A 25,027-nucleotide genomic window follows, 5' to 3' on the forward strand; every position below is an offset into this window, starting at 1 on the left:
TTCTCGCTTCTCGCTTCTCGCTTCTCGCTTCTCGCTTCTCGCTTCTCGCTTCTCGCTTCTCGCTTCTCGCTTCTCGCTTCTCGCTTCTCGCTTCTCGCTTCTCGCTTCTCGCTTCTCGCTTCTCGCTCGCAATAAAAAGGCCGATGTCTCCATCGGCCTTCTGTATTTCTAGGAGCTAGCTTACGCTAGCTGAGCTTTAACATGCTCAACGATATCAGCCATCGCGACAGCGGTTTTCTCACCAGATCTGCGGTTCTTGTACTCGAAGTTGCCTTCTTTCATTGAACGGTCGCCAATAACGATAGTATGAGGAACGCCGATTAGCTCCATATCAGAGAACATGACGCCAGGGCGCTCTTTACGGTCGTCGAATAGAACTTCGATGCCCATTGCCGTCAGTTCAGCGTACAGCTTCTCAGCTGCTTCCTTCACTTCTTCTGACTTGTGCATGTTCATTGGTACGATCGCGACTTGGAAAGGTGCAAGTGCGTCAGGCCAGATGATGCCGTACTTATCGTGGTTCTGTTCAATTGCAGACGCAACAACACGAGAAACACCGATACCGTAACAACCCATTTCTAGGATAACGTTTTTACCGTCTGGACCAAGAACGCCACAATTCATTGCTTGAGAGTAAACATTACCTAGTTGGAAGATATGACCTACTTCGATACCACGTTTCAGTGCGATAGTACCTTTACCACAAGGGCTCGGATCGCCTTCAACCACATTACGTAAGTCTTCAACTTGGCCAAGCTCAACATCACGACCCCAGTTGATACCGAAGTAGTGCTTGTCGTCTACGTTAGCGCCTGCGCCAAAGTCACTCATTACAGCAACAGTGCGGTCAACGATGAATGGCAGTTTAAGACCAACAGGACCTAGTGAGCCAGGGCCAGCGCCGATTAGGGCACGGATCTCTTCTTCTGTTGCCATCTCTAGAGGAGCTGCAACTTGAGGAAGGTTTTCCGCTTTCACTTCGTTCAGTTCGTGGTCGCCACGGATGATTAGCGCAATTAGGTCAGCGTCAACGTCATCAGACGCTTTAACAAATAGAGTCTTAACCGTCTTTTCAACTGGTAACTCAAACTGTTCAACAAGTTCAGCAATTGTTTTCGCGTTTGGCGTGTCAACTAGCGTCATCTCTTGAGTTGGAGCTGCAGCTTCGTCAGCCAGAGCGAGTGCTTCGGCTTTTTCGATGTTCGCTGCGTAATCAGACTCAGTAGAGAAGGCGATTAGGTCTTCACCGCTTTCCGCGAGTACGTGGAACTCTTGAGAACCGCTACCACCTATCGCACCTGAGTCAGCCAGTACAGGGCGATACTCAAGTCCCATGCGGTCGAAGGCTTTACAGTAAGCATCGTGCATTGCATCGTAAGACTTCTGTAGACCTTCTTTATCGATATCAAAGCTGTATGCATCCATCATGCAGAATTCACGTGCACGCATTACGCCAAAACGTGGGCGACGCTCATCGCGGAACTTAGTTTGGATTTGGTACAGGTTTAGCGGAAGCTGTTTGTACGAACTCACTTCGTTGCGCACTAGGCTAGTGATTACTTCTTCAGCGGTAGGGCTAAGAACAAACGGACGAGTGTGACGGTCAGTAAAGCGAAGTAGCTCAGGACCCATCTTCTCGCTGCGGCCTGTCTCTTCCCATAGTTCAAACGGCTGAACAACGGGCATCAATGTTTCGACTGCGCCTGCATTGTCGATCTCTTGACGAACGATGTTTTCGACTTTACGCAGTACACGTAGACCAGTAGGTAGCCAGGTGTAGAGACCTGAAGCCAGCTTACGGATCATACCTGCACGTAGCATGAGCTGGTGGCTCACTACTTCTGCGTCGTTTGGAGTCTCCTTCAGAGTAGAAAGAAGATAATTACTGGTACGCATTTAACTTATCCGTTTATTAAAGTTAGATACTCAAGCCAGAATGGACAGGAGTATGGAAGTCCCACGAGGGGAAAATTGTTAGCCGCTTATAATATCAGCCAAATGCCATTGTCAAAAGCCTTCAATCGCAGTAACCGTTATTAAGTTATCGTTAACGGTGAACTTCACATTTAGATCGAACAAATTTACCGCATATTCTTTGCTGTCTGGCTTGTTCTTTTTGTACGCAGGACGAGGGTCTTGTGCTAAAACCTGCTCAATCACTGTCTTTTGATAGTCAAGATATCCGCGGGTTTCTAACTGCTCTGTGGCTATTGACGAGAACAGAACTTGAGACTCTTCTGGTTCCGTTTCAGCGTAGCTTGCCAGCGCTTGAGGAATAGAGTCTGAATAAGGGATATACGGCTTGATGTCGATGATGGGGGTACCATCGACCAAATCGACATTGCCAAGATCGAGATAGATCTGATCGCCTTGCTTTGTGATTCCTTTAATTTCAACCGCTGACATTCCAATCCCATTGGGTCTAAATGTCGAACGAGAAGCAAATACACCTACACGCTGATTGCCACCCAGTCGAGGTGGTCTGACAGTAGGCTTCCATCCCGCCGCTAAATTCTGGTCAAACAGAAACAATAACCAAGCATGGGAAAATTGCTCCAACCCGCGCACCGCTTCGGGACTATTCGCCTCTCCAACTAGCTTTACTCGCGAGCGAGCAGCGGGTACTAAGCTCGGTTGCCGAGGAACGGCGAACTTCTCTTTATATGGGCTTTCAATAAAACCGATTGGCTCTACGGAATACATCTCTTTTCTCTCAAATTGGTGAAGTAGAAAAGTATCACAAAAAAGAGTAGCAAATCTTGTTGATAATGATTATTATTTAAAATGTTATAACATAACATTTTAAATTGAGGTAATTATGCAACCCAACATTCATCCTGAGTACAGAGCGGTGGTTTTCCATGATACAAGCATTGATGAGTATTTCCTTATCGGTTCGACATTACAAACTGACCGCACTATTGAGTGGAAAGATGGCAAAACCTACCCGTACTTTACGATTGAAGTCTCTTCAAAGTCCCACCCTTTCTACACAGGTAAACAGCGTGTCATTCATCAGGAAGGCCGTGTCGCTAACTTTAAGCGTCGATTTGGTCAGTTTTCTAAAGGAGGCGAGTAAATGAAGGTCGTAAAATCTCTTAAGAGCGCTAAAAATCGCCATCCTGATTGTCAAATCGTCAAGAGAAGAGGGCGTCTGTACGTTATCTGCAAAACCAATCCAAGATTTAAAGCGGTGCAAAAGTAGCCTCCATTCTCAAACGGATAAAGCTCTCATTTTTGACTATCGCAGTTTGAGACTTTTCCCCTGCTATTAAACCATCAGAGTGCTCGGCTATAGATAAGCGTTGTTTATGCCTCTCTTTGGTGGTTGAGTTTCCTCCTTATACCAATCAACGACTTAAAGGTCATTAAATAAACAGAATGAATGTATTTATATAAATTATAATTCTGTCATTTGGTTTTGTTTTAGTGATATTTGCTAATTATTTGTGCAAAACCCGTTAAATAATATGATTCATTACACACTTTGTAACATTATGCATTTCTAATTGAGTGTTTTGTCGAGTACCCTGCGCTGGCATTTTGAACATTTTTGTCACATTTGCACAGGAATAACTACAAGGAGGGAACAGATGAGTTCATCTGCTTCAATTAAACAAAATTCACCGAAGAAGCCACTATTTACGCGCTTCTTAGACGCTGTTGAATATTTGGGGAACCTATTGCCCCATCCCATCACACTTTTCGCCATCTTCTGTTTAGCAATCTTAGTGCTATCTGGTATTGCCGGTTACTTTGAAGTTTCTGTTATTGACCCACGTCCTGAAGGCGCGAAAGGTCGTGCAGCAGACGGCATGATTCACGTTGTCAGCTTATTAAATGCTGATGGCTTGGAGTTAATCGTTACTAACTTAGTGAAAAACTTTGTTGGCTTCGCACCATTAGGTACTGTACTAGTCGCAATGCTAGGTGTCGCGATTGCTGAACACTCTGGCCTATTGTCAGCGGCAATGCGTGGTATGGTCATGGGCGCATCTAAGCGCATGGTAACGGTAACGGTTGTATTCGCAGGTATCATTTCTAATACTGCATCTGAGCTAGGTTATGTGGTACTTATCCCGCTAGCAGCGATGCTATTTCACTCCTTAGGTCGTCACCCTCTCGCAGGTCTTGCTGCGGCATTTGCGGGTGTATCTGGTGGTTACTCTGCAAACCTGCTGATCGGTACTGTTGACCCATTGCTTTCTGGTATTACAGAAACTGCAGCGCAAATGATCGATCCAACTTACACTGTAGGACCAGAAGTTAACTGGTACTTCATGTTTGTGTCGACTTTCTTCATTGCAATCACTGGTGCTTTTGTTACTGAAAAAATCGTTGAGCCGAAATTAGGCAAATACAATGATGAGGAAGCGTCAGAAGATTTGTCTAACGACTCTATGGGTAAACTAAAAGACATTGAAAAGAAAGCTCTTAAGCTAGCGGGCCTTGCTGTACTGGTTGTATCTGCATTACTTGCATGGACTGTGGTTCCAGCCGACGGTATTTTGCGTTCTGATTCAGGGACAATCGCTGGCTCACCATTCCTGAAGAGTATTGTTGCCTTTATCTTTGTCTTTTTTGCAGTACCGGGCTTTGTTTACGGTAAAGTTGTCGGTACGATGAAGACGGATCGCGACGTAATCGATGCTATGGCGAAGTCGATGTCTTCTATGGGCATGTACATCGTATTGGTATTCTTTGCGGCTCAGTTTGTTGCATTCTTCAAGTGGACTAACTTTGGTCAAGTCTTTGCGGTTGCAGGTGCAAGCTTCCTGCAAGAGATTGGTCTAACTGGGCCAATGCTGTTCTTTGCTTTCATTCTTATGTGTGGCTTCATTAACTTAATGATTGGTTCTGCTTCTGCGCAGTGGGCAGTGACAGCACCTATCTTTGTACCAATGTTAATGCTAGTGGGCTACGCACCAGAGACCATTCAGGCGGCCTACCGTATCGGTGACTCTACAACAAACATCATCACACCTATGATGAGCTATTTTGGTCTTATTCTTGCTGTAGCAACACGTTACATGAAAAACCTAGGTATCGGTACGTTAATCGCAACCATGTTACCTTACTCAATCTGCTTCATCATCGGTTGGAGTTTACTGTTCTACATTTGGGTGTTTATCTTGGGTCTACCTGTAGGTCCAGGTGCGGCAACGTACTATACGCCTTAATAATACGTATTTTACTGAATGATTTGGCCGGAGCGTATTGTTCCGGCTTTTTTGTATATTAAGGTTTTCCGTTGCTCTTTGATAAGTTGACAAGTGATAGCGGTGAACTTTACTTACCTTTGTAGCTGTATGCTTTGGAGGTGAAATGGTGATTCAAACTCAGTGCACTCTGGTATCAAGTTTTGCTCAAGCTAATCTTAGCCTCTAAGTATGCTTAACGAGTATGAATAAGCAATGGGTTTTATCCATATTGGTTTGGTTGTGCTCTTTTCAGGCATTGAGTTCAACCTCTATTCAGCTAGTAACGCTTGACTACCCACCCTATATAGTTAGTAAAAAAGGGGAGCTAACAGGCGTGGCGGTAGAGCTAGTTGAAGCAGTATTTGATGAGCTCAATGTGCCGATCACCATAGAAGTGTTACCTTGGGCAAGAGCACTGAGTAATGTTGAATTTGGCCGTGCAGACGCTATCTTTACCGCTTTTAAAAATCCGACCCGCGAGAAATTCGCCGATTATAGTCATGAGATATTATTTACCCAGAATATTAGTCTAGTAGTGAAAGCCAACAGCAAAATCAGTAGCTATGATTTTTTAGTTCGTGACGTGTCAGATATCGCTATTTGCGCGGTCAATCGAGTCAGTTACGGCAAAAAGATGGACGCCTTACTGGCTAACGGTCGCTTTAGACTCGTATTTTGGCGTAATCGCACCGAAGATTGTGCTCGCTTGGTCAGGACGGGGCGTGCTGATGTTTGGGTCAATAATGATTTTGGTGCGCGGAGTATTCTTGCCAGCGAACAAATGGAAGAGGTATTAGAGATCCTTTCGCCTCCAATCGAGGCAACGCCAAGCTATATCGCTTTTTCCAAACTGCGCCAACACCAGTGGCTGAGAGATAGATTTGATCAGGTGTTAAGGGAGATGAAAGATGATGGGCGCTACGAGATGATTATTGACAACTACTTCGATGGGCTAAAAACCGAGAACAAATAATAGGGCTGATGCAATGTCAGCCCTGTTCGTAATCATTAGCGCAGGCGAGTAATTACCAACCCTTTACTACGCCGCCTTTGAATATGTCAGAAGCCGCTGAGTAAACTTCTTCAGTTTGGTAAGACTTAACAAAGTTCTGTACGTTTTCTGCTTGCGCATTATCTTCGCGTGACACGATAAGGTTTACGTATGGAGACTCTTTGTCTTCAACAAATACACCGTCTTTTTGTGGCGTTAGGTTGATAGAGCTTGCGTAAGTCGTGTTGATAACAGAAAGCGCAACGTCATCTAGAGAGCGTGGTAGCTGTGCAGCATCTAGCTCAACAATAGTAATGTTTTTCGGGTTTTCAACGATGTCACGTACTGTCGCTAGTAGACCAACGTTTTCACGCAGTTTCAGCAGACCCTGTTGCTCAAGCAGAAGCAGTGAACGACCTAGGTTTGTTGGATCGTTAGGTACTGCGATACGTGCTCCATCTTGAATCTCATCAACTGATTTCACTTGCTTAGAGTAACCCGCGATTGGGTACACAAAAGTGTTACCAGCAATCGTCAGTTTGTAACCGCGATCGGTAACTTGCTGATCTAGGTATGGCTTGTGTTGGAACGCGTTGAGGTCAATCGAGCCGTCGTCTAGCGCTGCGTTTGGAGTCACGTAATCAGTAAATGTTACTAGCTCTACATTTAGGCCGTATTTTTCTTTAGCGACTTTAGCCGCAACTTCAGCAACTTGTGCTTCTGCACCTGCCATTACACCAACTTTGATTTTGCTGGTATCGGCTTCTTTTTCGCCACAGCCTGCTAGTACTAATGCTGATGCAGCAGCTGCGATAGTCAGTAGACCTTTAAAACTGAATTTCATCACTATCTCCTTATAAATTAAATCTGCGAGTATTATTTTCTTTATTTTTAGCGGTGATCAACGCGACGGACAATCGCATCACCAATTGATTGAATGATTTGCACTAACACGATAAGCATCACAACGGTGACTGCCATGATAACCACATCGTAGCGGTGGAAGCCGTAGCGAATCGCAACGTCGCCTAAACCACCTCCTCCAACAGTACCTGCCATTGCGGAGTAGCTGACAAGTGTGACGAGCGTAATCGTTACCGAGTTAACGATAGTTGGCATTGCTTCTGGAAGCAGTACCTTAGAAATAATCTGAACAGGTGTCGCTCCCATGGATTGAGCAGCTTCCACTAAACCTGTAGGTACTTCCAGCAGTGCGCCTTCAATAAGACGAGCTACAAATGGGATTGCGCCAATGGTCAGTGGGACAATCGCCGCCGTTGTACCGATAAAGGTACCAACGATTACCTTGGTGACCGGAATAATGGCAACCATCAAGACTAGGAAAGGGACTGAACGACCTACGTTAACGATAGCACCAAGTACACTATTGAGTTTGGTGTTTTCAAGTAAGCCACCTTTCTTAGTGATATGCAGAATAACGCCGAGTGGAATACCAACTGCGAAGCCAACAATACCCGCAACTGCCACCATGTAGAGGGTTTCCCAAGTAGCGCCGATAAGTAGATTGCTGTTTAAGCTCAGCCACTGTGAAATTTCATTAAAGGACATAGCCCAGTACCTCTACTTTTACGTTGTGCTCACGCAGGAACTCAATCGCTGCGTTGTCATCTTGCTCATTACCAAATAGCTCAGCGACCATCATGCCGAATTTGACACCGCCGGCGTAATCAAGGTCAGAACTCAAAATACTGACATCAATGTTGAATTTTCGAGCAATTTGCGTCATTAGCGGCGCATCAACCGTTGCGCCTGTAAACTCTAGACGAACCAATGGGTAACTGCCTTCTACACGCGTCTCTTGTATACGAACTTGGTAATCTTCTGGAATCGAAAGGTCCAAAGTAGAACGAATGAACTGATGCGCCAGTTCTGTCTTAGGATGAGCGAAGATTTCGCCTACCGTGCCTTTTTCGACTAGCTCACCACCACCAATGATAGCGACTTCGTGGCAGATGCTTTTAACAACGTCCATTTCGTGAGTAATCAAAAGCATCGTAATATTTAGCTTGCGGTTGATCTCCTTGAGTAGCTCAAGAATCGATTGTGTCGTTGCAGGATCAAGCGCGCTGGTGGCCTCATCACACAGCAGGACTTTTGGATCTGACGCGAGAGCACGGGCAATCGCGACACGCTGCTTTTGACCTCCACTTAAATTTGCAGGATAGCTTTCATGCTTATCTTCAAGACCAACGAGCTTTAATAGCTCTGTCACTTTACTCGTGATGTGCGCCTTGTTTTGGCTTGCCAGCTCTAGTGGTAGAGCAACATTGCCAAATACGGTACGTGATGACAGCAAGTTAAAGTGTTGGAAGATCATGCCAATATTACGGCGAGCTTCGCTGAGTTGAGATTTACCTAACTTTGTTAGATCGACACCGTCAACAACAATCGATCCTGTCGTTGGTGCTTCTAGCATGTTTACACAACGTATAAGCGTACTTTTTCCTGCTCCCGATGAGCCAATAACACCAAAGATGGTTCCCTGTGGGATATGAAGGTTTATTTCCTTTAAGGCATGTATTTCCTTATTACCTTGGTGGAACACCTTATTTACTTGATTAATTTCAATCATCGAGGGACTCGCTATCAGATTAGATGAAGAGCAGCAGATAATATCGAGCTACATCTCATTTAGTAGATGATGCTATGGTCTCACGTGTTTTGTGTCAATAGATATTTTTACGTCTAGACGTCTAAACGTATTTTTTGCTCAATCGATTGGTAATTAGATAGTGATGAAAGAAATAAAGCGTGCAATAATTCTTAGTAAATAATGTAAAAATGAGAAGCATATTTTGGCAAAACCAGCAGTCTTTTTAGACCGAGATGGCGTGATTAATGTCGACCATGGCTATGTCCACGACGAGCACGATTTTGAGTTTATTGATGGTGTTTTTGATGCCGCTAAGAAACTCAAAGAAATGGGTTACCAGCTCGTATTGGTGACAAATCAGTCAGGCATTGCTCGTGGTAAATTTAGCGAAGATCGCTTTCTTTCATTAACTCAGTGGATGGATTGGAACTTCGTCGACAATGGTGTTGAGTTTGATGGTATTTATTACTGTCCGCATCATGCTGAGCATGGCATAGGGAAGTACAAGCAAGACTGCGAATGCCGCAAGCCAAAACCTGGGATGTTTATTTCAGCTCGTGACTTCTTAAAAATTGATATGGCTAATTCAGTCATGGTTGGCGATAAAGCAGAAGATATGATGGCGGCAAAGGCCGCAGGTGTTGGCACCATGATCCTTGTTCGTACGGGGAAACCTGTCACTGATAAGGGAGAGGCGATTGCCTCGGTAGTACTAGATAGTATTAAACAGGTTCCAGCGTATCTAGCGAAATAAACTGAGAAAGGCTGCCACGGACGGCCTTTGTCTTGTTTGGAGGGAATCATGAAACATCGTGTATTGTTTACAACAGTCCTAGCATTGAGCCTATCTGGGTGCTCTTTTACTGCAATGGAAAGAGAAAATCACTATCAGGGCGATTTTATGTTTTATCAGTGCAGTGCTGGTGAGACATTTGAGTTAGCGTTAATGCCCAATGACGACACAGCGCTACTTAGGCTTCCGAAAAGAGACTATAGGATGATTCAAGTGCCTTCTGGGTCGGGGACCAAGTATATTCTTCATGATGGCACAGCAGAAATACAAAATTTTGTGACGCTCTATACCAAAGGTAAAGAAGCACGTCTCGACTTAGGTCAAGTTGTCTACAAAAACTGTATTACCCAATAGATCTTTTACGATAGCTTGTCAGGAGGCGAGAGCCTCCTTTTAATGATCAACGACTAGAATCACTATTATATGAGCAAAAAACTAACCATTCTTGATATTGCGCGACTGTCCGGTGTGGGAAAGTCGACGGTCTCTCGTGTTTTAACCAATGACCCTAAGGTTAAACCTGAAACACGTGCCAAAGTGGAGCAGGTGATTCAAGAATCAGGTTATGTCCCATCAAAGTCGGCTCAGGCGATGCGTGGGGGGAGCCAAAAAGTGGTCGGAGTGATCATCTCTCGTCTCGATTCGCCATCAGAAAACAAAGCGGTGGGCAGTATGCTCAATACGTTATATAGGACGGGCTATGATGTCGTCATCATGGAGAGTCAGTTTGATCGTGACAAGACAAATGAACATTTAGACGTGCTGAAAAAGCGTAATGTTGATGGTGTGATTGTGTTTGGATTCAGTGGTTTCGATATCGCTAAACTCGCGAGTTGGCATAATCGTACAGTGGTCATCGCTATGGACACTGATGAGGTGTCTTCTATCAATTACGACAATAGGCAAGTGATTGCTAAAGCGCTAGAGTTTCTAGAGCAAAGAAACCTTACCAACATCGCGTTTATTGGTGTCGATCCTAGTGATAAAACGACGGGTAAGTTGCGTTTAGAAGCTTATCTTGAGTGGTGTCAAATTCAATCTATCGCACCCAATTATCAAACAGGTCAACTCAACCATGAAAGTGCCTATTTGCTGGTGGATGATGTGTTGACTGAAAAAGTTCAAGCGATTGTTTGTGCAAGTGATACATTAGCGTTGGGAGTTATAAAACGTTTGCAAGAGCTCAATCGTGAAGACGTTGTTGTTACTGGGGTTGGGGGTAATGAACTGCTTTCCTTCCTATTTCCTAAAGTGTTCAGTATTGATCCTGGCTACTCGTTGGCAGGTGAGAAAGCGGCTAAGCTTCTGATATCTCAAGTAAATGGTGAGCTTGGCCAAGTACATATCACTCAAGAGCCTATCTCAATCTAACCCATTATTTTCAAAGTGAATTAAAATTATACTGTGATCTCTTTCAATTAATGGGACTGTTCCCATTTTTATCTGTAAATAGATCTGACAATATAATGCTACATTTTGGGAATGTTCCCATAAATAGAAAAACAACACGCTTAGTCAGTTTAAAACGTCAACGCTGTTGACAACAGATGAATGAGAATCCAATTAGGGTGGACATGGATATGAGTAAGATTGCGAAACAAGAAGTTGAGCGTCTGATTGAATTGGTCGGTGGCCGCGAAAACATCGCGAGCGTAAGTCACTGTCTGACTCGTCTTCGCTTCGTACTAAATGATACCGATAAAGCAGATCAGAAAGCGCTAGAAGCTTTACCTCTGGTCAAAGGTTGCTTTACTAATGCTGGTCAGTTCCAAGTGGTAATTGGTACTGAAGTCGATGAAGTTTACAAGGTGTTGATTGATCTTTCTGGCAAATCAGAAGCCTCTAAAGATGAGGCGAAGCTAGCTGCTCGTCAGAATATGAATATCTTGGAACGTGGTATTTCCCATCTTGCTGAAATCTTCGTACCACTGCTTCCTGCCATTATTACGGGTGGTTTGATTTTAGGTTTCCGTAACGTGATTGGTGACATCAAGATGTTTGATGGACAGTCACTGACTGAAATCAGCCAGTTTTGGGCGACGGTACATAGTTTCCTATGGTTGATTGGTGAGGCAATCTTCTTCTTCCTACCTGTTGGCGTATGTTGGTCAACGGTGAAAAAACTCGGAGGTACGCCAATTCTTGGTATCACTCTTGGTGTGACTTTAGTTTCACCACAGTTGATGAACGCTTATCTGATCGGCAAGCAAGTGCCTGAAGTGTGGGACTTTGGTCTGTTTGTGATTGAGAAAGTTGGTTATCAAGCACAGGTGATTCCAGCCATGCTCGCGGGTATAGCTCTGGCGTTTATCGAAACCAACCTCAAGCGTATCGTTCCTTCTTACCTTTACTTGGTAGTTGTACCTTTTGTATCAATCATCGTCTCTGTAGTATTGGCTCACTCTCTAATTGGCCCATTTGGTCGTGTATTAGGTGATGGTGTTGCTTTCGCTGCTAAAGCAGCAATGACGGGAGACTTTGCCGTTATTGGTTCAATGGTGTTTGGCTTCTTATATGCTCCGCTAGTGATTACGGGTATCCACCACACCACTAACGCAGTCGACCTACAGTTAATGCAAGACTTAGGTGGTACGCCAATCTGGCCGTTAATTGCTTTGTCAAACATTGCTCAAGCTTCAGCTGTTGTCGGCATTATTATCATCAGTAAAAAGCATGGTGAGCGTGATATTTCTGTACCCGCAGCCATTTCTGCCTACCTTGGTGTAACAGAGCCAGCGATGTACGGTATTAACTTGAAATACAAATTCCCAATGCTAAGCGCAATGATTGGTAGTGCAATTGCAGCGGCTATCTGTGGTAGTGCTGGGGTTATGGCGAATGGTATCGGTGTCGGTGGTCTACCAGGCATTCTATCAATCCAACCACAATTCTGGGGCATCTTTGCTATCGCTATGCTTGTGGCTATCGCTGTGCCAGCGGCATTAACTCTCTTCTTCTATAAGCGTGCACAAGTGAAAGGCGAACTAGAGCCTGCAAACGCTTAATCCCCTCTTATTTCGGAGCGGCTTTTCGTCGCTCCTTTTTCAAAGTTTATTATTTTTTGGTAAGTGAGTTTAGAAATGACAACAATCGCTAATGATAAAAATTGGTGGAAAACCGCCTCTATCTATCAAATCTATCCTAAGAGCTTCTGTGATAGTGGCAGCAAAGGTACGGGTGATATCCAAGGCATTATTTCTAAGCTTGATTACTTAAAGCGGCTTGGTGTCGATGCGATTTGGTTAACGCCAGTTTACAAGTCACCAATGATTGACAACGGTTACGACATCTCAGATTACTACGCGATTAACCCAGATTTTGGCACCATGGAAGACTTTGACCAGCTTCTATCTGAGGCTCATCAACGCGGTATTCGCATCATTATGGATATTGTGGTTAACCACACCTCAACTGATCACACATGGTTCCAGTCGGCACTTGGTGACAAGGACAGCCCATATCGTGACTACTACATATGGAAAGATCCGGTTGATGGTGATATCCCTAACAATTGGCAGTCGAAATTTGGCGGCAGCGCTTGGGAGCTGGATGAAAATACAGGCCAGTACTTCCTCCACTTGTTTGCTAAAGAACAAGCGGATCTTAACTGGGAGAACCCGAAAGTTCGCGGTGAAGTGAAAGAAGTGATCAGCTTTTGGGCAGAAAAAGGCGTAGATGGATTCCGTTTAGATGTGATCAACTTGATTTCTAAGCAGCAAAATTTTCCAAATGATGATATTGGTGATGGTCGACGCTTTTACACCGATGGTCCACGTGTACATGAATACCTGCAAGAGATCAGTGAGGCGGTGTTCCAAAAGTATGGCAGTGTGACTGTGGGGGAAATGTCTTCGACGACACTCGAGCATTGCCAGAAATATTCGTCTCTCGACAATAAAGAATTATCGATGGTGTTTAACTTCCATCACCTCAAAGTTGACTATGTAAATGGTGATAAGTGGACCAAAGCACCATTTGATTTTTCTCAGTTGAAGCAGATTTTTAATCATTGGCAGACAGGATTAAATAATAAAGGTTGGGGGGCGCTGTTTTGGTGTAACCATGACCAACCACGCGTTGTAAGCCGATTAGGCGACGATAAACATTATCGTGTAGAGTCCGCCAAAATGCTCGCAGCGTCTGTGCATATGATGCAAGGGACACCTTATATCTATCAAGGTGAAGAGATAGGTATGACTAACCCAGGTTATACTACTATCGAGCAATACTGTGATGTTGAAAGTACTAATATGTACGACATTATGGTCAATGAGCAAGGTGTCACGCACGATGAAATGATGGCCATTTTAGCGCAAAAATCTCGTGATAACTCTCGTACACCGATGCAGTGGAATGACGAACAATATGCTGGTTTCTCTAAAGCTCAACCCTGGCTAGAGGTAGCGAGTAACTATCCACAAATAAATGCAGATAAAGCAGTGGCAGACAATAACTCAGTTTTCTACTTCTATCAGAAGTTGATCCAATTGCGTAAAGAGGTCGAGGTGATCACAACGGGTAGCTACACCGACCTATATCCAGAGCATAACGCTGTATTTGGGTATCAGCGCAAATCTGAGCAGCAGACACTCATTTGTCTTAACAACTACTATGGCGAAGATACCGAATGTGTTCTTCCACTGGATTTTGATACGACACAAGCCAAATATTTATTGGGTAACTACCAAGATTTAGCTGGCGTTGTGAATCAGCATCAAGTACTTCGCCCTTATGAAACACGCATTATCCTTTTGGAAAACTAACCCCCCTATAGTTGTTAGTTTGTTTAGCCCCGGAATGTCGGGGCTTTTTTATGCTTGTTAGAGAATAGAGAATAGAGAATAGAGAATAGAGAATAGAGAATAGAGAATAGAGAATAGAGAATAGAGAATAGAGAATAGAGAATAGAGAATAGAGAATAGAGAATAGAGAATAGGCGTTTTCAGCATATAAAAAAACCAGCTCAGTGAGCTGGTTTTCTGTATATGGTGGAGGGGGACGGATTCGAACCATCGAAGGCAGTGCCAGCAGATTTACAGTCTGATCCCTTTGGCCACTCGGGAACCCCTCCAGGGTGTTTTCTATTCTCAATTAAGGAATAGCTTGAATGATGTTTTCCCAACACACTATTCAAGTGTTTCTCACAACTTATTCAATCACTTATTCAGTGGAACAGTCATAAGACAATATGGTGGAGGGGGACGGATTCGAACCATCGAAGGCAGTGCCAGCAGATTTACAGTCTGATCCCTTTGGCCACTCGGGAACCCCTCCAGGGTGTTTTCTATTCTCAATCAAGGAATAGCTTGAATGATGTTTTCCCAACACACTATCCAAGTGTTTCTCACAACTTATTCAATCACTTATTCAGTGGAACAGTCATAAGATAATATGGTGGAGGGGGACGGATTCGAACCATCGAAGGCAGTGCCAGCAGATTTACAGTCTGATCCCTTTGGCCACTCGGGAACCCCTCCAGGGTGTTTTCTATTCTCAATTAAGGAATAGCTTGAATGATGTTTTCCCAACACATTATCCAAGTGTTTCTCACAACTTATTCAGTGGAACAGTCATAAGAAGAAATATGGTGGAGGGGGACGGATTCGAACCATCGAAGGCAGTGCCAGCAGATTTACAGTCTGATCCCTTTGGCCACTCGGGAACCCCTCCAGGGTGTTTTCCTATTCTCAATTAAGGAATAAGCTTAAACAATGATTTCCCAACACATTGCTCAAGTGCGGAGCGCATCATAGCAAACTCGTAAAAGCTGTAAAGCCTTTTTCTTATAATTTTGAATTGAATGATGCCTTTTTGGGCAAAGATGGTAGGAATTAACCATAAAGCTCAAACAATCAACGGGTTTACTTACTTAATATTTATCGCTCTTTACATTAGTTGACGTTCAGAATGTGAATTACCGGATACAATATGTCTAGTTTATCTATGCAGAATCTCACTATGAAAAATAAAATTGTTCTGAGTTTATTATCTCTGTCTATTCTGGCTGCTGCGCCTGCATCTTTTGCCAAGCGACAAGGTCCATCGAAGGTTACCGTTGTTACTGAACAGGTACAAACTCATCAAGTTTCTCAGTCTCTTGTGCTTGTTGGTAAGTTGAATGCCGAGCAGGCGGTCACTATTTCTCCAGAAGTCTCTGGAAAGGTCGACGTTATCGCTGTTAAAGCGAATCAAGTGGTACGTGAAGGGCAATTGCTGATTCAATTAGATGATGACAAAGCTAAGGCTGCGGTTGTCGAAGCGAAAGCGTATCTCAAAGATGAACAGCGTAAATTAAAAGAGTTCAAGCGCTTGGTGAAGCGCAATGCGATCACGCAAACAGAGATAGATGCTCAAGAAGCGAGTGTTGATATTGCTCAGGCACGCTTAGATGCCGCTAATGCCGAGCTAAATGACTTACATATCCGCGCTCCTTTTACAGGTACGGTTGGTTTTATTGATTTTAGCCGTGGCAAGATGGTCAGTGTCGGGGCTGAGCTACTGAGCTTAGATGATCTGTCCGTAATGCGTTTGGATCTGCAAGTGCCAGAGCGCTATTTGTCTCAGTTATCGAAGGGAATGAAAGTCACCGCAACCACCGCGGCATGGCAAGGTCAGTCGTTTAATGGCGAAGTGGTCGGTATTGACTCTCGCATTAACCAAGAAACATTGAACCTACGTGTAAGGATTCATTTCTCGAACCCAGAGCAACAGCTAAAACCTGGCATGTTAGTGTCTGCCGAGATGGATTTTCCAGCGATTGAAGCCCCTATTATTCCAGTTCAAGCCCTCGAGTATTCGGGAACCAAACGTTTTGTCTACTTAGTAAATGAAAGTGGCACGGCGACACGCACTGAAGTGACATTGGGTGCGCGTGTTGACAATCAAGTGGTGATTGAACAAGGGCTATCAATTGGCGATAAGATTGTGGTGCAGGGCATTGTCAACATGCGTGATGGTGTTGTTGTTGCCGAACTGGGCAGCGATGGGCGCCCGCAAAAGACATCTAACAGTCAAGAAGGGGCTAACTAATGCTGTTATCTGATGTTTCAGTTAAAAGACCCGTTGCCGCTGTTGTACTCAGCCTCTTATTGTGTGTGTTTGGTATTGTTTCGTTTAATAAGCTTGCCGTGCGTGAAATGCCAGATATAGAAAGCCCGGTGGTCTCGATCAACACTCGTTATGATGGAGCGTCTGCGACCATTATTGAGAGTCAAATAACCTCAGTACTTGAGGATCAGCTGTCTGGCATTAGTGGTATCGATGAGATTTCTTCAACGACACGCAACAGTAGTTCAAGAATTACCATCACTTTCGAATTGGGGTATGACCTTAACACTGGCGTCAGTGACGTTCGAGATGCGGTAGCACGGGCTCAGCGAGCATTGCCTGATGAAGCTGATGATCCGGTTGTTTTTAAGAATAATGGATCGGGTGAGGCGTCTCTGTATATCAACCTAAGCTCGTCCGAAATGGATCGTACTCAGTTGACTGATTATGTCGACCGTGTGCTTCTTGACCGTTTTAGTCTTATTTCTGGGGTTAGTTCGGTTGATGTGTCGGGTGGATTGTACAAAGTGATGTACGTTAAGCTCAAGCCTGACCAAATGGCGGGGCGGGGTGTTACTGCTTCAGATATCACAACAGCGTTACGTAGTGAAAACGTTGAAAACCCAGGTGGTGAGGTGCGCAACGATCAAATAGTAATGTCTGTGCGAACCGCACGTAGCTATAACCAAGCGGAAGATTTTGAATACCTCGTTGTCAAACGAGCATCTGATAACTCCCCTATCTATCTAAAAGATGTTGCTGATGTTTTTATTGGTGCAGAGAACGAAAACTCGACTTTTAAGAGTGATGGCGTAGTCAATGTTAGTATGGGGATCGTGCCGCAATCCGATGCTAATCCGCTAGACGTGGCAACTAGAGTGCATCAGCAAGTTGAAAACATTCAGCAGTTTTTACCTGAGGGCACCCGTTTGGCGATCGATTATGACTCGACGGTGTTTATTGAGCGTTCGATCTCTGAAGTCTATAGCACGCTGTTTATTACTGGTGGCCTGGTGATCTTGGTGTTGTACATATTTATCGGCCAAGCGCGCGCAACCTTAATCCCCGCTGTAACCGTACCTGTTTCTCTGATCTCTTCGTTTATCGCCGCTTATTACTTTGGCTTTTCAATCAATCTAATTACCTTGATGGCTCTAATTCTATCCATTGGTTTGGTGGTTGATGATGCCATTGTGGTGGTAGAAAACATCTTCCATCATATTGAGCGCGGTGAGAAACCACTCTTAGCCGCTTATAAGGGGACACGTGAAGTTGGTTTCGCGGTTGTTGCCACAACATTGGTGCTAGTAATGGTCTTCCTACCAATCTCCTTTATGGATGGCATGGTCGGCTTACTGTTTACCGAGTTCTCTGTTCTTCTAGCGATGTCGGTGATTTTTTCCTCTTTGATTGCTTTAACGCTAACACCTGTACTCGGCAGCAAACTATTAAAAGCTAATGTTAAACCAAATCGTTTTAATCAGTTTATCGATAACATGTTTGCTCACCTTGAAAAAGGCTACCGTAAAATACTGAAAGGGGCACTTAGTTGGAAATGGGCAGCGCCGTTAGTCATTATGGCTTGTGTCGGTGGTAGCTGGGGGTTAATGCAGCAAGTTCCAGCTCAATTAGCGCCTTCAGAAGATCGCGGCGTTATTTTCGCCTTCGCTCGCGGTGCTGATGCAACCAGTTACAACCGTATGGCAGCGAACATGGATATCATTGAAGAACGTTTGATGCCTCTGCTTGGGCAAGGCTTCCTCAAATCCTTCAGTATTCAATCACCAGCTTTTGGTGGCAACGCAGGTGACCAAACGGGTTTTGTTATCATGATCCTTGAAGATTGGAACGATCGTGATGTCACCGCGCAACAAGCGTTAGGTGAAGTGCGTAAAGCGCTTGCGGGTGTTGCTGATGTCAGAGTGTTTCCATTTATGCCAGGTTTCCGTGGTGGTTCGAGTGAACCTGTTCAATTTGTGTTGGGCGGTTCCGACTATGCCGAGCTTAAACTCTGGGCGGAAAAATTAGAGCAACTGGCTGAAGACTCCCCTTATATGGAAGGTGCGGACATCAACTACTCAGAAAGAACGCCAGAGCTGGTTGTGTCGGTTGATAAACAGCGTGCAGCCGAGCTTGGTATCAGCGTTCAGGAAATATCTGAAACCCTTGAGATTATGCTTGGTGGCAAAAGTGAGACGACTTTTGTCGAGCGCGGTGAAGAGTATGACGTTTATTTGCGAGGCGATGAGAACAGCTTCAATAATGCGGCAGATTTAAGCCAGATCTACATGCGTACCGCCGCTGGTGAACTTGTTACCTTAGATGCAGTGACTAAGATTGAGGAAGTCGCTTCTTCGATTCGCTTATCGCACTACAACAAACAAAAGGCGGTGACGATTACAGCAAACTTGTCGGACGGTTATACCCTAGGAGATGCGCTCGATTTCTTAGACCAGCAAGCGATAGAGTTACTGCCTGGGGATATTTCAGTTAGCTACTCTGGTGAGTCAAAAGACTACAAAGAGAACCAATCGAGCATTTTAGTCGTATTTGGTTTAGCGCTGCTGGTGGCCTACTTAGTTCTAGCGGCTCAGTTCGAAAGTTTTATCAACCCATTAGTGGTGATGTTTACAGTGCCTATGGGCGTTTTGGGTGGATTCCTTGGGCTATTTTTGATGGGACAAGGCCTCAACATTTATAGCCAAATTGGCATGATCATGTTGATTGGTATGGTGACTAAGAACGGCATCTTGATAGTTGAATTCGCTAACCAGCTTCGCGATCGTGGCATTGAGTTTGAGAAGGCCATTGTTGACGCTTCAGCGCGGCGTTTGCGTCCTATTATGATGACGGCATTCACTACATTGGCTGGAGCCATCCCATTGATTCTGTCTACGGGGGCTGGCTATGAAAGCCGCGTAGCTGTAGGTACGGTAATCTTCTTTGGTATGGGCTTTGCGACACTCGTTACTCTGTTTGTGATTCCAGCTATGTACCGCTTGATTTCTGCAAGCACACAATCACCTGGTCATGTGGAAGCAGAGCTAAACAAGGAGCTAAGCCACGATGTGAAAGCGCGTGTTTCGCACGGAGAGTTGGAGTAAAGGCGGACTGCGTCCTTGGAACGCTCCGCTACGAGATCGGGCTTCGCTCTGCGAGAATTTGGAACGGGCTTCGCCCTTCGAGAACACTGCGTTTCGAGAGTTGAGATGGACTTCGTCCTTCGAGAAAATTGTCATTCCTTAGAGCGACGAAGGAGCGAGTAAGGAATCTCTAACAAGGTTCCCATCCGCTTGAAGAGATCCCCAACTCGTTCGTACCTCACTCTTGAGGATGACGAGATTGAAAAAAAACAAAGGGTTGACATATAGTGTCAACCCTTCTCGCTTCTCGCTTCTCGCTAACCGTAATTAACACTATAACGCGTTGGCTTATGGTTCATGGCCAATACAAGGTTGAGCGCCACAGCACCGATGATTGAAAGTGCGATAACCTGTGGTGAGACGAAGAAGAATGACGCGACCAAAATGCAAAAATCGATAGCTAGCTGGGATTTGCCAACAGAAATACCAAATTTGTCTTGGATGAATAGGCACAGGACGTTGAATCCACCAAGGCTTGAGCGGTGGCGGAAGAGAATTAGCATCCCTAACCCCATTAGTAAACCACCTGCGACCGCACAATAGACCTGATTTATTGTATCTAAGCTAATCACTAAATAGAGATGATCGGCAAAAACCGACACCAAAGCACCAGAAATAGCACTATTAAATGCAAAGCGAGAACCAAATCGTTTCCAAGCCAACAGGTAAAAAGGACAATTAGCCACAAAGTAGAGCGTACCAAAAGAGAGTGAGACGAATTGACTCGCTAATAGCGCAAGTCCGGTCGTCCCTCCAGTGAGTAGTGAGGCTGACTGTAAAAAGAAAACGCCTTGGGCAACAAGAAAGGTGCCCGTTAAAATTGCGATCCAGTCTTCTCTTCTTGAGTGTTTTTCCATCAGATTGAAATTTAATCGCTGAATAATGGCGTGCATACTATTTAAAAAATGAGGATTTCGGTAGCTTGAGAGAGAAATTTAAGGTAAACCTATGTAATTATCGTTTTACGGAGTGTAAAGGACAAAATTGACACTTTTCTAAATTATCATTTAGGCAGACGTTCAATATGACATTCCTTGTAGAGCATTATGAAAAAACTGCATGAGAAAAATGTGAATTTTCTCTTTATGACCTAGATCAAATTATGTAAAATGCGCGTCATTAGCTTAATGCAAACGTTTGCGTCAGGTAAAAAACGTCGGTATTGAGGTCAGAAATCAGTTTATTAACATTTTTTAAGTCTTAATCTGAGTCAGGAGATACAGATGCTAAAGCGTGATATGAACATCGCAGATTACGATGCGGAACTGTTCGCAGCAATCCAAGAAGAAACCCTTCGCCAGGAAGAACACATTGAACTTATCGCTTCAGAAAACTACACAAGCCCACGTGTAATGGAAGCGCAAGGTTCTCAGCTGACAAATAAATACGCTGAGGGTTACCCGGGCAAGCGCTACTATGGTGGCTGTGAGTACGTTGATAAAGCAGAAGCTCTTGCTATCGACCGCGCATGCGAGCTTTTCGGTTGTGAGTATGCAAACGTACAGCCACATTCTGGTTCTCAAGCAAACAGCGCTGTTTACATGGCACTTTTAAATCCAGGCGATACGGTTTTAGGTATGAGCCTAGCGCACGGTGGTCACCTGACTCACGGCTCTCCGGTAAACTTCTCTGGTAAGCACTACAACGTTATTCCTTATGGTATCGATGAAGCGGGTCAAATCAACTATGACGAAATGGAGCAACTTGCTCTTGAGCATAAGCCTAAGATGATCATCGGTGGTTTCTCTGCTTACTCTCAAATCGTAGATTGGGCGCGCATGCGTGAAATCGCAGACAAGGCTGGCGCTTGGTTATTTGTTGATATGGCGCACGTTGCTGGTCTAATTGCAGCAGGCGAATACCCGACACCAGTACCACATGCTCATGTTGTTACAACAACTACGCACAAAACGCTAGCAGGCCCACGTGGTGGTCTCATTCTGTCTAATGCTGGCGAAGAGATGTATAAGAAGTTGAACTCAGCAGTATTCCCTGGTGGTCAAGGTGGTCCTCTGATGCACGTTATCGCTGGTAAAGCAGTTGCGTTCAAAGAAGCAATGGAGCCTGAATTCAAAGCTTACCAAGCGCGCGTAGTGAAGAACGCAAAAGCCATGGTTGCTCAGTTCCAAGAACGCGGATACAAAATCGTTTCTAATGGTACTGAAAATCACCTGTTCCTTGTTGACCTAATCGATAAAGACATCACAGGTAAAGACGCAGACGCAGCTTTAGGTGCCGCAAACATCACGGTAAACAAAAACTCAGTGCCAAACGACCCGCGTAGCCCGTTTGTTACTTCAGGTATTCGTGTTGGATCTCCAGCAATCACACGTCGTGGTTTCACTGAAGAAGATGCAAAAGAGTTAGCAAACTGGATGTGTGACGTTTTAGATAACATCGGTAACGAAGACGTTATTGAAGCGACTAAAGCAAAAGTGCTTGAAATTTGTAAGCGCCTACCAGTTTACGCTTAATCAAAATTCTGATTGATTAAAGCACCTCCAACTTGGAGGTGTTTTTTTATGATTTGAAAATGAGAAACAAAAACGGCAGCCGAGGCTGCCGTTTCAAATCTTAGTTGAGCTTATTTGTTTACACTGATTGTCTCACCAGATTTACAACGGAATTGGTAGTATTTAGTGCTTTCGTTGAATTTAGATAGACCTTCACCACTACAGTAGTCTGCGTTGATATCACGCATAGTGTCTAGAGTTGCTTCACTGCGAAGCGCAAATTTAGAGCCATCAGCACATACGATACGTACACGACCATCGTCACTCACTGAATAGGTTTTCACTTCAGTATTACAAAGCTCGAAAGAAGCGTCCATGTAGTTATCTTGCTGAGTTGGTTCAGATGCACAACCTGCAAGAGTAATAGCCACAACAGCGGCAGCAAAAATGTTTTTCATGTATCTATCCAATAATTCGAGTATGTGATGAAAGGTTGATTTAAGTATTATATCAAACCTGTACTTTCATTCTAGTATCAAAGTTGTTTCAGCATTTGATATGGTAGTGGATTGTGGCGGGCGAGTAAAATCAGCACAAATAAAATATGCCTCACGTTCAAAAACGAGAGGCATATAAACTGAATAATCACTTGGTGTTAGCTTACTTCGACACCTTGCGCTTGAAGATCGGCGTGGTAAGAAGAGCGAACAAATGGCCCACATGCTGCGTGAGTAAAGCCAAGTTCAAGTGCAATCTCTTTTAGTTCATCAAACTCTGAAGGTGGAACGTAGCGCTCTACTGGTAAATGATGACGGCTAGGTGCTAGGTATTGGCCTAACGTCAGCATGGTTACACCGTGCGCTCGAAGATCTTTCAATACTTCGACGATCTCTTCTTTCGTCTCACCAAGCCCCATCATGATTCCTGACTTGGTCGGAATATTCGGGTGTTGCTCTTTGAACTTCTGTAGAAGCTGTAGAGACCATTTGTAGTTTGCGCCAGGCCGAGCCTTACGGTACAGGCGAGGTGCTGTTTCTAAGTTATGATTGAAGACATCTGGTGGATTATCTTTCAATAATTCGAGCGCAACATCCATACGGCCGCGGAAGTCAGGTACCAGTGTTTCAATTCTTATGCTTGGATTAAGCGCGCGGATCTCGCGGTTACAGTCAGCAAAGTGCTGTGCGCCACCATCACGTAGATCATCACGGTCAACTGAAGTAATCACTACGTACTTCAGTTTCATATCTTGAATCGTTTTTGCCAGCTTTTGTGGCTCATTTGCTTCAGGCGTAAGAGGGCGACCATGGGCAACATCACAGAATGGGCAGCGGCGAGTACAGATCGCACCCAAAATCATAAAGGTCGCGGTCCCGTGGTTAAAACATTCTGCAAGGTTAGGGCATGAAGCTTCTTCACAAACGGAGTGTAGGTTGTTTTTACGCATTGCAGATTTAATATCTTGAATGCGCTGGCTGTCGGCAGGTAGCTTGATCTTCATCCAGTCTGGTTTACGAAGAACTTCTTTTTGCTCTGTAGGCATGTTCTTTACTGGAATCAGTGCCATTTTGTCAGCGTCGCGGTACTTAACGCCTTTTTCCATTTGGATTGGTTTACTCATGCTTCTCTTACTTCTCGTTACTGTTGGTCTTGTGGCCTGCTTGTGTGTCAATTTTGACCTGCTGATAATTGAGTAAAGTAACCAGTTCTTCGACAAGTTTTGTCTCTACTTGTGTTATATCTTCAGGCCCGCCAAGTTGGCTGACTTGAACCATTTCCATTCCCGCATAACCGCATGGGTTGATTCGGAGAAATGGCGTAAGATCCATATTTACATTTAGCGCTAAGCCGTGGAACGAACAACCTTTACGGATTCGTAACCCTAAGGAACAGATTTTCTTCCCATCTACATAGACTCCCGGTGCGTCGGGGCGTGCAGCCGAGTCGATATTGTATGCTTTTAGTGTATTGATGACGAGATTCTCTATATGGGTAACAAGATCTCGCACACCTATTTTTTTACGACGAAGGTTAATTAGAAAATAGGCGACGAGCTGGCCAGGACCATGATAGGTGACTTGGCCACCTCTATCGCTTTGAACGACTGGAATATCACCTGTGTTCAGTAGATGCTCCTCTTTACCTGCTTGTCCTTGTGTGAAGACTGGATTGTGCTCGACAAGCCATACCTCGTCGGCAGTATCTTCAGTGCGGCTATCTGTGAAGTCGTGCATTGCTTGCCAGATTGGCTCGTAATCTTGTCTTCCTAGATGTTTAACAACAAGCTGGTTTCGCATTCCGCTTTTCCATCGTCGGTTAATAAAGTTAACGGATTATAAACTGCTTCTGGTCAAGGAACTATATACCAGTAACACATTTTTAACCCTAGACTTTTTGCAGGATGATTATCTATTTGATATCTAAAAAGAAAGCAGCTCCCGCTGCCTTCAAAAAAAATTGATTATATCAAATTTAGTTATAGAACCATGCGTACAATGTCGATTTCACCTAGCTCTTTATAAAGCGTTTCAACCTGTTCGATTGAAGTGGCAGTGATGTTAACCGACACCGAGTGGTAATTGCCCTTAGCGCTTGGCTTTACTGTTGGGCTGTAATCACCTGGAGCATGGCGTTGAATTACTTCTAAAACCTTTTCAGGAAGTTCAGGCTTAGCGTAGCCCATTACCTTGTATGTAAAAGAACACGGGAATTCCAGCAGGTCTTTCAGTTTTGCGTCTGAGTTAATGTTCAGCATTTTGAAACTCCAAGTTGGGAAGTCGTTGTT

The 25,027-nt window shown here is 44.4% G+C and carries 22 protein-coding genes and 4 tRNA genes; 12 read left to right on the forward strand and 14 right to left on the reverse strand.

Translation table 11 applies throughout. From position 1 onward, the window contains the following. Positions 1-180: 180 nt before the first annotated feature. Together ZX61_RS14850 and tsaA are read right to left on the reverse strand one after the other, a co-directional pair. Positions 181-1,896: a proline--tRNA ligase gene (locus tag ZX61_RS14850; protein WP_049845405.1), complete on the reverse strand. Its 1,716-nt coding sequence runs from the start codon at positions 1,894-1,896 to the stop codon at positions 181-183. A gap of 111 nt (positions 1,897-2,007) precedes the next feature. Continuing rightward, complete coding sequence (tsaA, locus tag ZX61_RS14855; RefSeq protein ID WP_049845406.1) at positions 2,008-2,703, reverse strand: tRNA (N6-threonylcarbamoyladenosine(37)-N6)-methyltransferase TrmO; 696 nt, start codon at positions 2,701-2,703, stop codon at positions 2,008-2,010. 115 nt (positions 2,704-2,818) lie between these two features. On the opposite strand from tsaA, the gene ZX61_RS14860 reads away from it, so the two are divergent. The 4 genes from ZX61_RS14860 to ZX61_RS14875 all read left to right on the forward strand — a co-directional run bounded on the left by ZX61_RS14860 (position 2,819) and on the right by ZX61_RS14875 (position 6,174). Beyond that, positions 2,819-3,079, forward strand: a complete 261-nt coding sequence (locus ZX61_RS14860; RefSeq protein ID WP_049845407.1) for a type B 50S ribosomal protein L31 — start codon at positions 2,819-2,821, stop codon at positions 3,077-3,079. After that, positions 3,080-3,205 carry a type B 50S ribosomal protein L36 gene (gene ykgO, locus ZX61_RS14865; RefSeq protein WP_004744821.1) on the forward strand — a complete coding sequence of 42 codons (126 nt, stop codon included), beginning with the start codon at positions 3,080-3,082 and terminating at the stop codon, positions 3,203-3,205. A 388-nt stretch (positions 3,206-3,593) separates the two neighbouring features. After that, positions 3,594-5,180, forward strand: coding sequence for an AbgT family transporter (locus ZX61_RS14870; protein ID WP_049845408.1), 1,587 nt, complete (start codon positions 3,594-3,596; stop codon positions 5,178-5,180). Between the two features lie 223 nt (positions 5,181-5,403). Continuing rightward, a complete protein-coding gene (locus ZX61_RS14875) occupies positions 5,404-6,174 on the forward strand; it encodes a substrate-binding periplasmic protein (protein ID WP_049845409.1) in 771 nt (256 codons plus the stop codon). A 52-nt stretch (positions 6,175-6,226) separates the two neighbouring features. On the opposite strand, the gene ZX61_RS14880 is transcribed toward ZX61_RS14875, so the two are convergent. Genes ZX61_RS14880 through metN form a run of 3 tightly spaced genes read right to left on the reverse strand, consistent with a single transcriptional unit; the run spans position 6,227 to position 8,785 of the window. Next, the gene (locus ZX61_RS14880) at positions 6,227-7,036 is read right to left on the reverse strand and encodes a MetQ/NlpA family lipoprotein (RefSeq protein ID WP_049845410.1); all 810 of its coding nucleotides are present in this window, start codon (positions 7,034-7,036) and stop codon (positions 6,227-6,229) included. Positions 7,037-7,083: 47 nt separating this feature from the next. Then, complete coding sequence (locus ZX61_RS14885; protein ID WP_049845411.1) at positions 7,084-7,761, reverse strand: methionine ABC transporter permease; 678 nt, start codon at positions 7,759-7,761, stop codon at positions 7,084-7,086. Beyond that, positions 7,751-8,785, reverse strand: coding sequence for a methionine ABC transporter ATP-binding protein MetN (metN, locus tag ZX61_RS14890; protein ID WP_049845412.1), 1,035 nt, complete (start codon positions 8,783-8,785; stop codon positions 7,751-7,753). The genes ZX61_RS14885 and metN overlap by 11 nt, the downstream gene beginning before the upstream one ends. 223 nt (positions 8,786-9,008) lie before the next feature. On the opposite strand from metN, the gene gmhB reads away from it, so the two are divergent. The 5 genes from gmhB (at position 9,009) to treC (ending at position 14,362) form a co-directional block, all read left to right on the forward strand. Then, entirely contained in the window at positions 9,009-9,560 is a 552-nt protein-coding gene (gene gmhB, locus ZX61_RS14895; RefSeq protein WP_049845413.1) for a D-glycero-beta-D-manno-heptose 1,7-bisphosphate 7-phosphatase, read from the forward strand. A gap of 48 nt (positions 9,561-9,608) precedes the next feature. Beyond that, positions 9,609-9,953, forward strand: a complete 345-nt coding sequence (locus ZX61_RS14900) for an MliC family protein (protein ID WP_049845414.1) — start codon at positions 9,609-9,611, stop codon at positions 9,951-9,953. 69 nt (positions 9,954-10,022) lie between these two features. After that, complete coding sequence (treR, locus tag ZX61_RS14905; RefSeq protein ID WP_049845415.1) at positions 10,023-10,970, forward strand: trehalose operon repressor TreR; 948 nt, start codon at positions 10,023-10,025, stop codon at positions 10,968-10,970. A gap of 209 nt (positions 10,971-11,179) precedes the next feature. Continuing rightward, the gene (treB, locus tag ZX61_RS14910) at positions 11,180-12,604 is read left to right on the forward strand and encodes a PTS trehalose transporter subunit IIBC (RefSeq protein WP_049845492.1); all 1,425 of its coding nucleotides are present in this window, start codon (positions 11,180-11,182) and stop codon (positions 12,602-12,604) included. Positions 12,605-12,679: 75 nt separating this feature from the next. Continuing rightward, on the forward strand, positions 12,680-14,362 hold the full coding sequence (treC, locus tag ZX61_RS14915) for an alpha,alpha-phosphotrehalase (protein ID WP_049845416.1): 1,683 nt from the start codon (positions 12,680-12,682) through the stop codon (positions 14,360-14,362). A gap of 223 nt (positions 14,363-14,585) precedes the next feature. Here the strand turns inward: treC and ZX61_RS14920 are convergent. The 4 genes from ZX61_RS14920 to ZX61_RS14935 form a co-directional block, all read right to left on the reverse strand. Beyond that, positions 14,586-14,670 (reverse strand) — tRNA-Tyr (locus ZX61_RS14920). Between the two features lie 118 nt (positions 14,671-14,788). Further along, positions 14,789-14,873: transfer RNA gene (locus ZX61_RS14925), tRNA-Tyr, on the reverse strand. Positions 14,874-14,991: 118 nt separating this feature from the next. Next, positions 14,992-15,076, reverse strand: a tRNA-Tyr gene (locus tag ZX61_RS14930). 108 nt (positions 15,077-15,184) lie between these two features. Beyond that, positions 15,185-15,269 (reverse strand) — tRNA-Tyr (locus tag ZX61_RS14935). A gap of 288 nt (positions 15,270-15,557) precedes the next feature. Between ZX61_RS14935 and ZX61_RS14940 the strand changes: the two genes are divergently transcribed. Both ZX61_RS14940 and vexH read left to right on the forward strand, forming a co-directional pair. Continuing rightward, positions 15,558-16,628, forward strand: coding sequence for an efflux RND transporter periplasmic adaptor subunit (locus ZX61_RS14940; RefSeq protein ID WP_049845417.1), 1,071 nt, complete (start codon positions 15,558-15,560; stop codon positions 16,626-16,628). Next, positions 16,628-19,750: a vibriobactin export RND transporter permease subunit VexH gene (vexH, locus tag ZX61_RS14945; RefSeq protein WP_049845418.1), complete on the forward strand. Its 3,123-nt coding sequence runs from the start codon at positions 16,628-16,630 to the stop codon at positions 19,748-19,750. Before ZX61_RS14940 ends, vexH begins: the two co-directional genes overlap by 1 nt. A gap of 296 nt (positions 19,751-20,046) precedes the next feature. On the opposite strand, the gene ZX61_RS14950 is transcribed toward vexH, so the two are convergent. After that, positions 20,047-20,646: a YitT family protein gene (locus ZX61_RS14950; protein WP_049845419.1), complete on the reverse strand. Its 600-nt coding sequence runs from the start codon at positions 20,644-20,646 to the stop codon at positions 20,047-20,049. Positions 20,647-21,012: 366 nt separating this feature from the next. Between ZX61_RS14950 and glyA the strand changes: the two genes are divergently transcribed. Then, positions 21,013-22,263 carry a serine hydroxymethyltransferase gene (gene glyA, locus ZX61_RS14955; protein WP_049845420.1) on the forward strand — a complete coding sequence of 417 codons (1,251 nt, stop codon included), beginning with the start codon at positions 21,013-21,015 and terminating at the stop codon, positions 22,261-22,263. Positions 22,264-22,373: 110 nt separating this feature from the next. Here the strand turns inward: glyA and ZX61_RS14960 are convergent, their stop codons facing one another. The 4 genes from ZX61_RS14960 to ybeD all read right to left on the reverse strand — a co-directional run bounded on the left by ZX61_RS14960 (position 22,374) and on the right by ybeD (position 24,997). Beyond that, entirely contained in the window at positions 22,374-22,700 is a 327-nt protein-coding gene (locus ZX61_RS14960) for a hypothetical protein (RefSeq protein ID WP_049845421.1), read from the reverse strand. 197 nt (positions 22,701-22,897) lie between these two features. Further along, positions 22,898-23,863 carry a lipoyl synthase gene (gene lipA / locus ZX61_RS14965; RefSeq protein ID WP_049845422.1) on the reverse strand — a complete coding sequence of 322 codons (966 nt, stop codon included), beginning with the start codon at positions 23,861-23,863 and terminating at the stop codon, positions 22,898-22,900. Positions 23,864-23,870: 7 nt separating this feature from the next. Beyond that, entirely contained in the window at positions 23,871-24,539 is a 669-nt protein-coding gene (lipB, locus tag ZX61_RS14970; RefSeq protein ID WP_049845423.1) for a lipoyl(octanoyl) transferase LipB, read from the reverse strand. 179 nt (positions 24,540-24,718) lie between these two features. Continuing rightward, positions 24,719-24,997, reverse strand: a complete 279-nt coding sequence (ybeD, locus tag ZX61_RS14975) for a DUF493 family protein YbeD (protein WP_004415161.1) — start codon at positions 24,995-24,997, stop codon at positions 24,719-24,721. Between the last annotated feature and the right edge of the window lie 30 nt (positions 24,998-25,027).

Source organism: Vibrio sp. VPAP30 (assembly GCF_001188205.1).
Taxonomy (GTDB): domain Bacteria; phylum Pseudomonadota; class Gammaproteobacteria; order Enterobacterales; family Vibrionaceae; genus Vibrio; species Vibrio bivalvicida.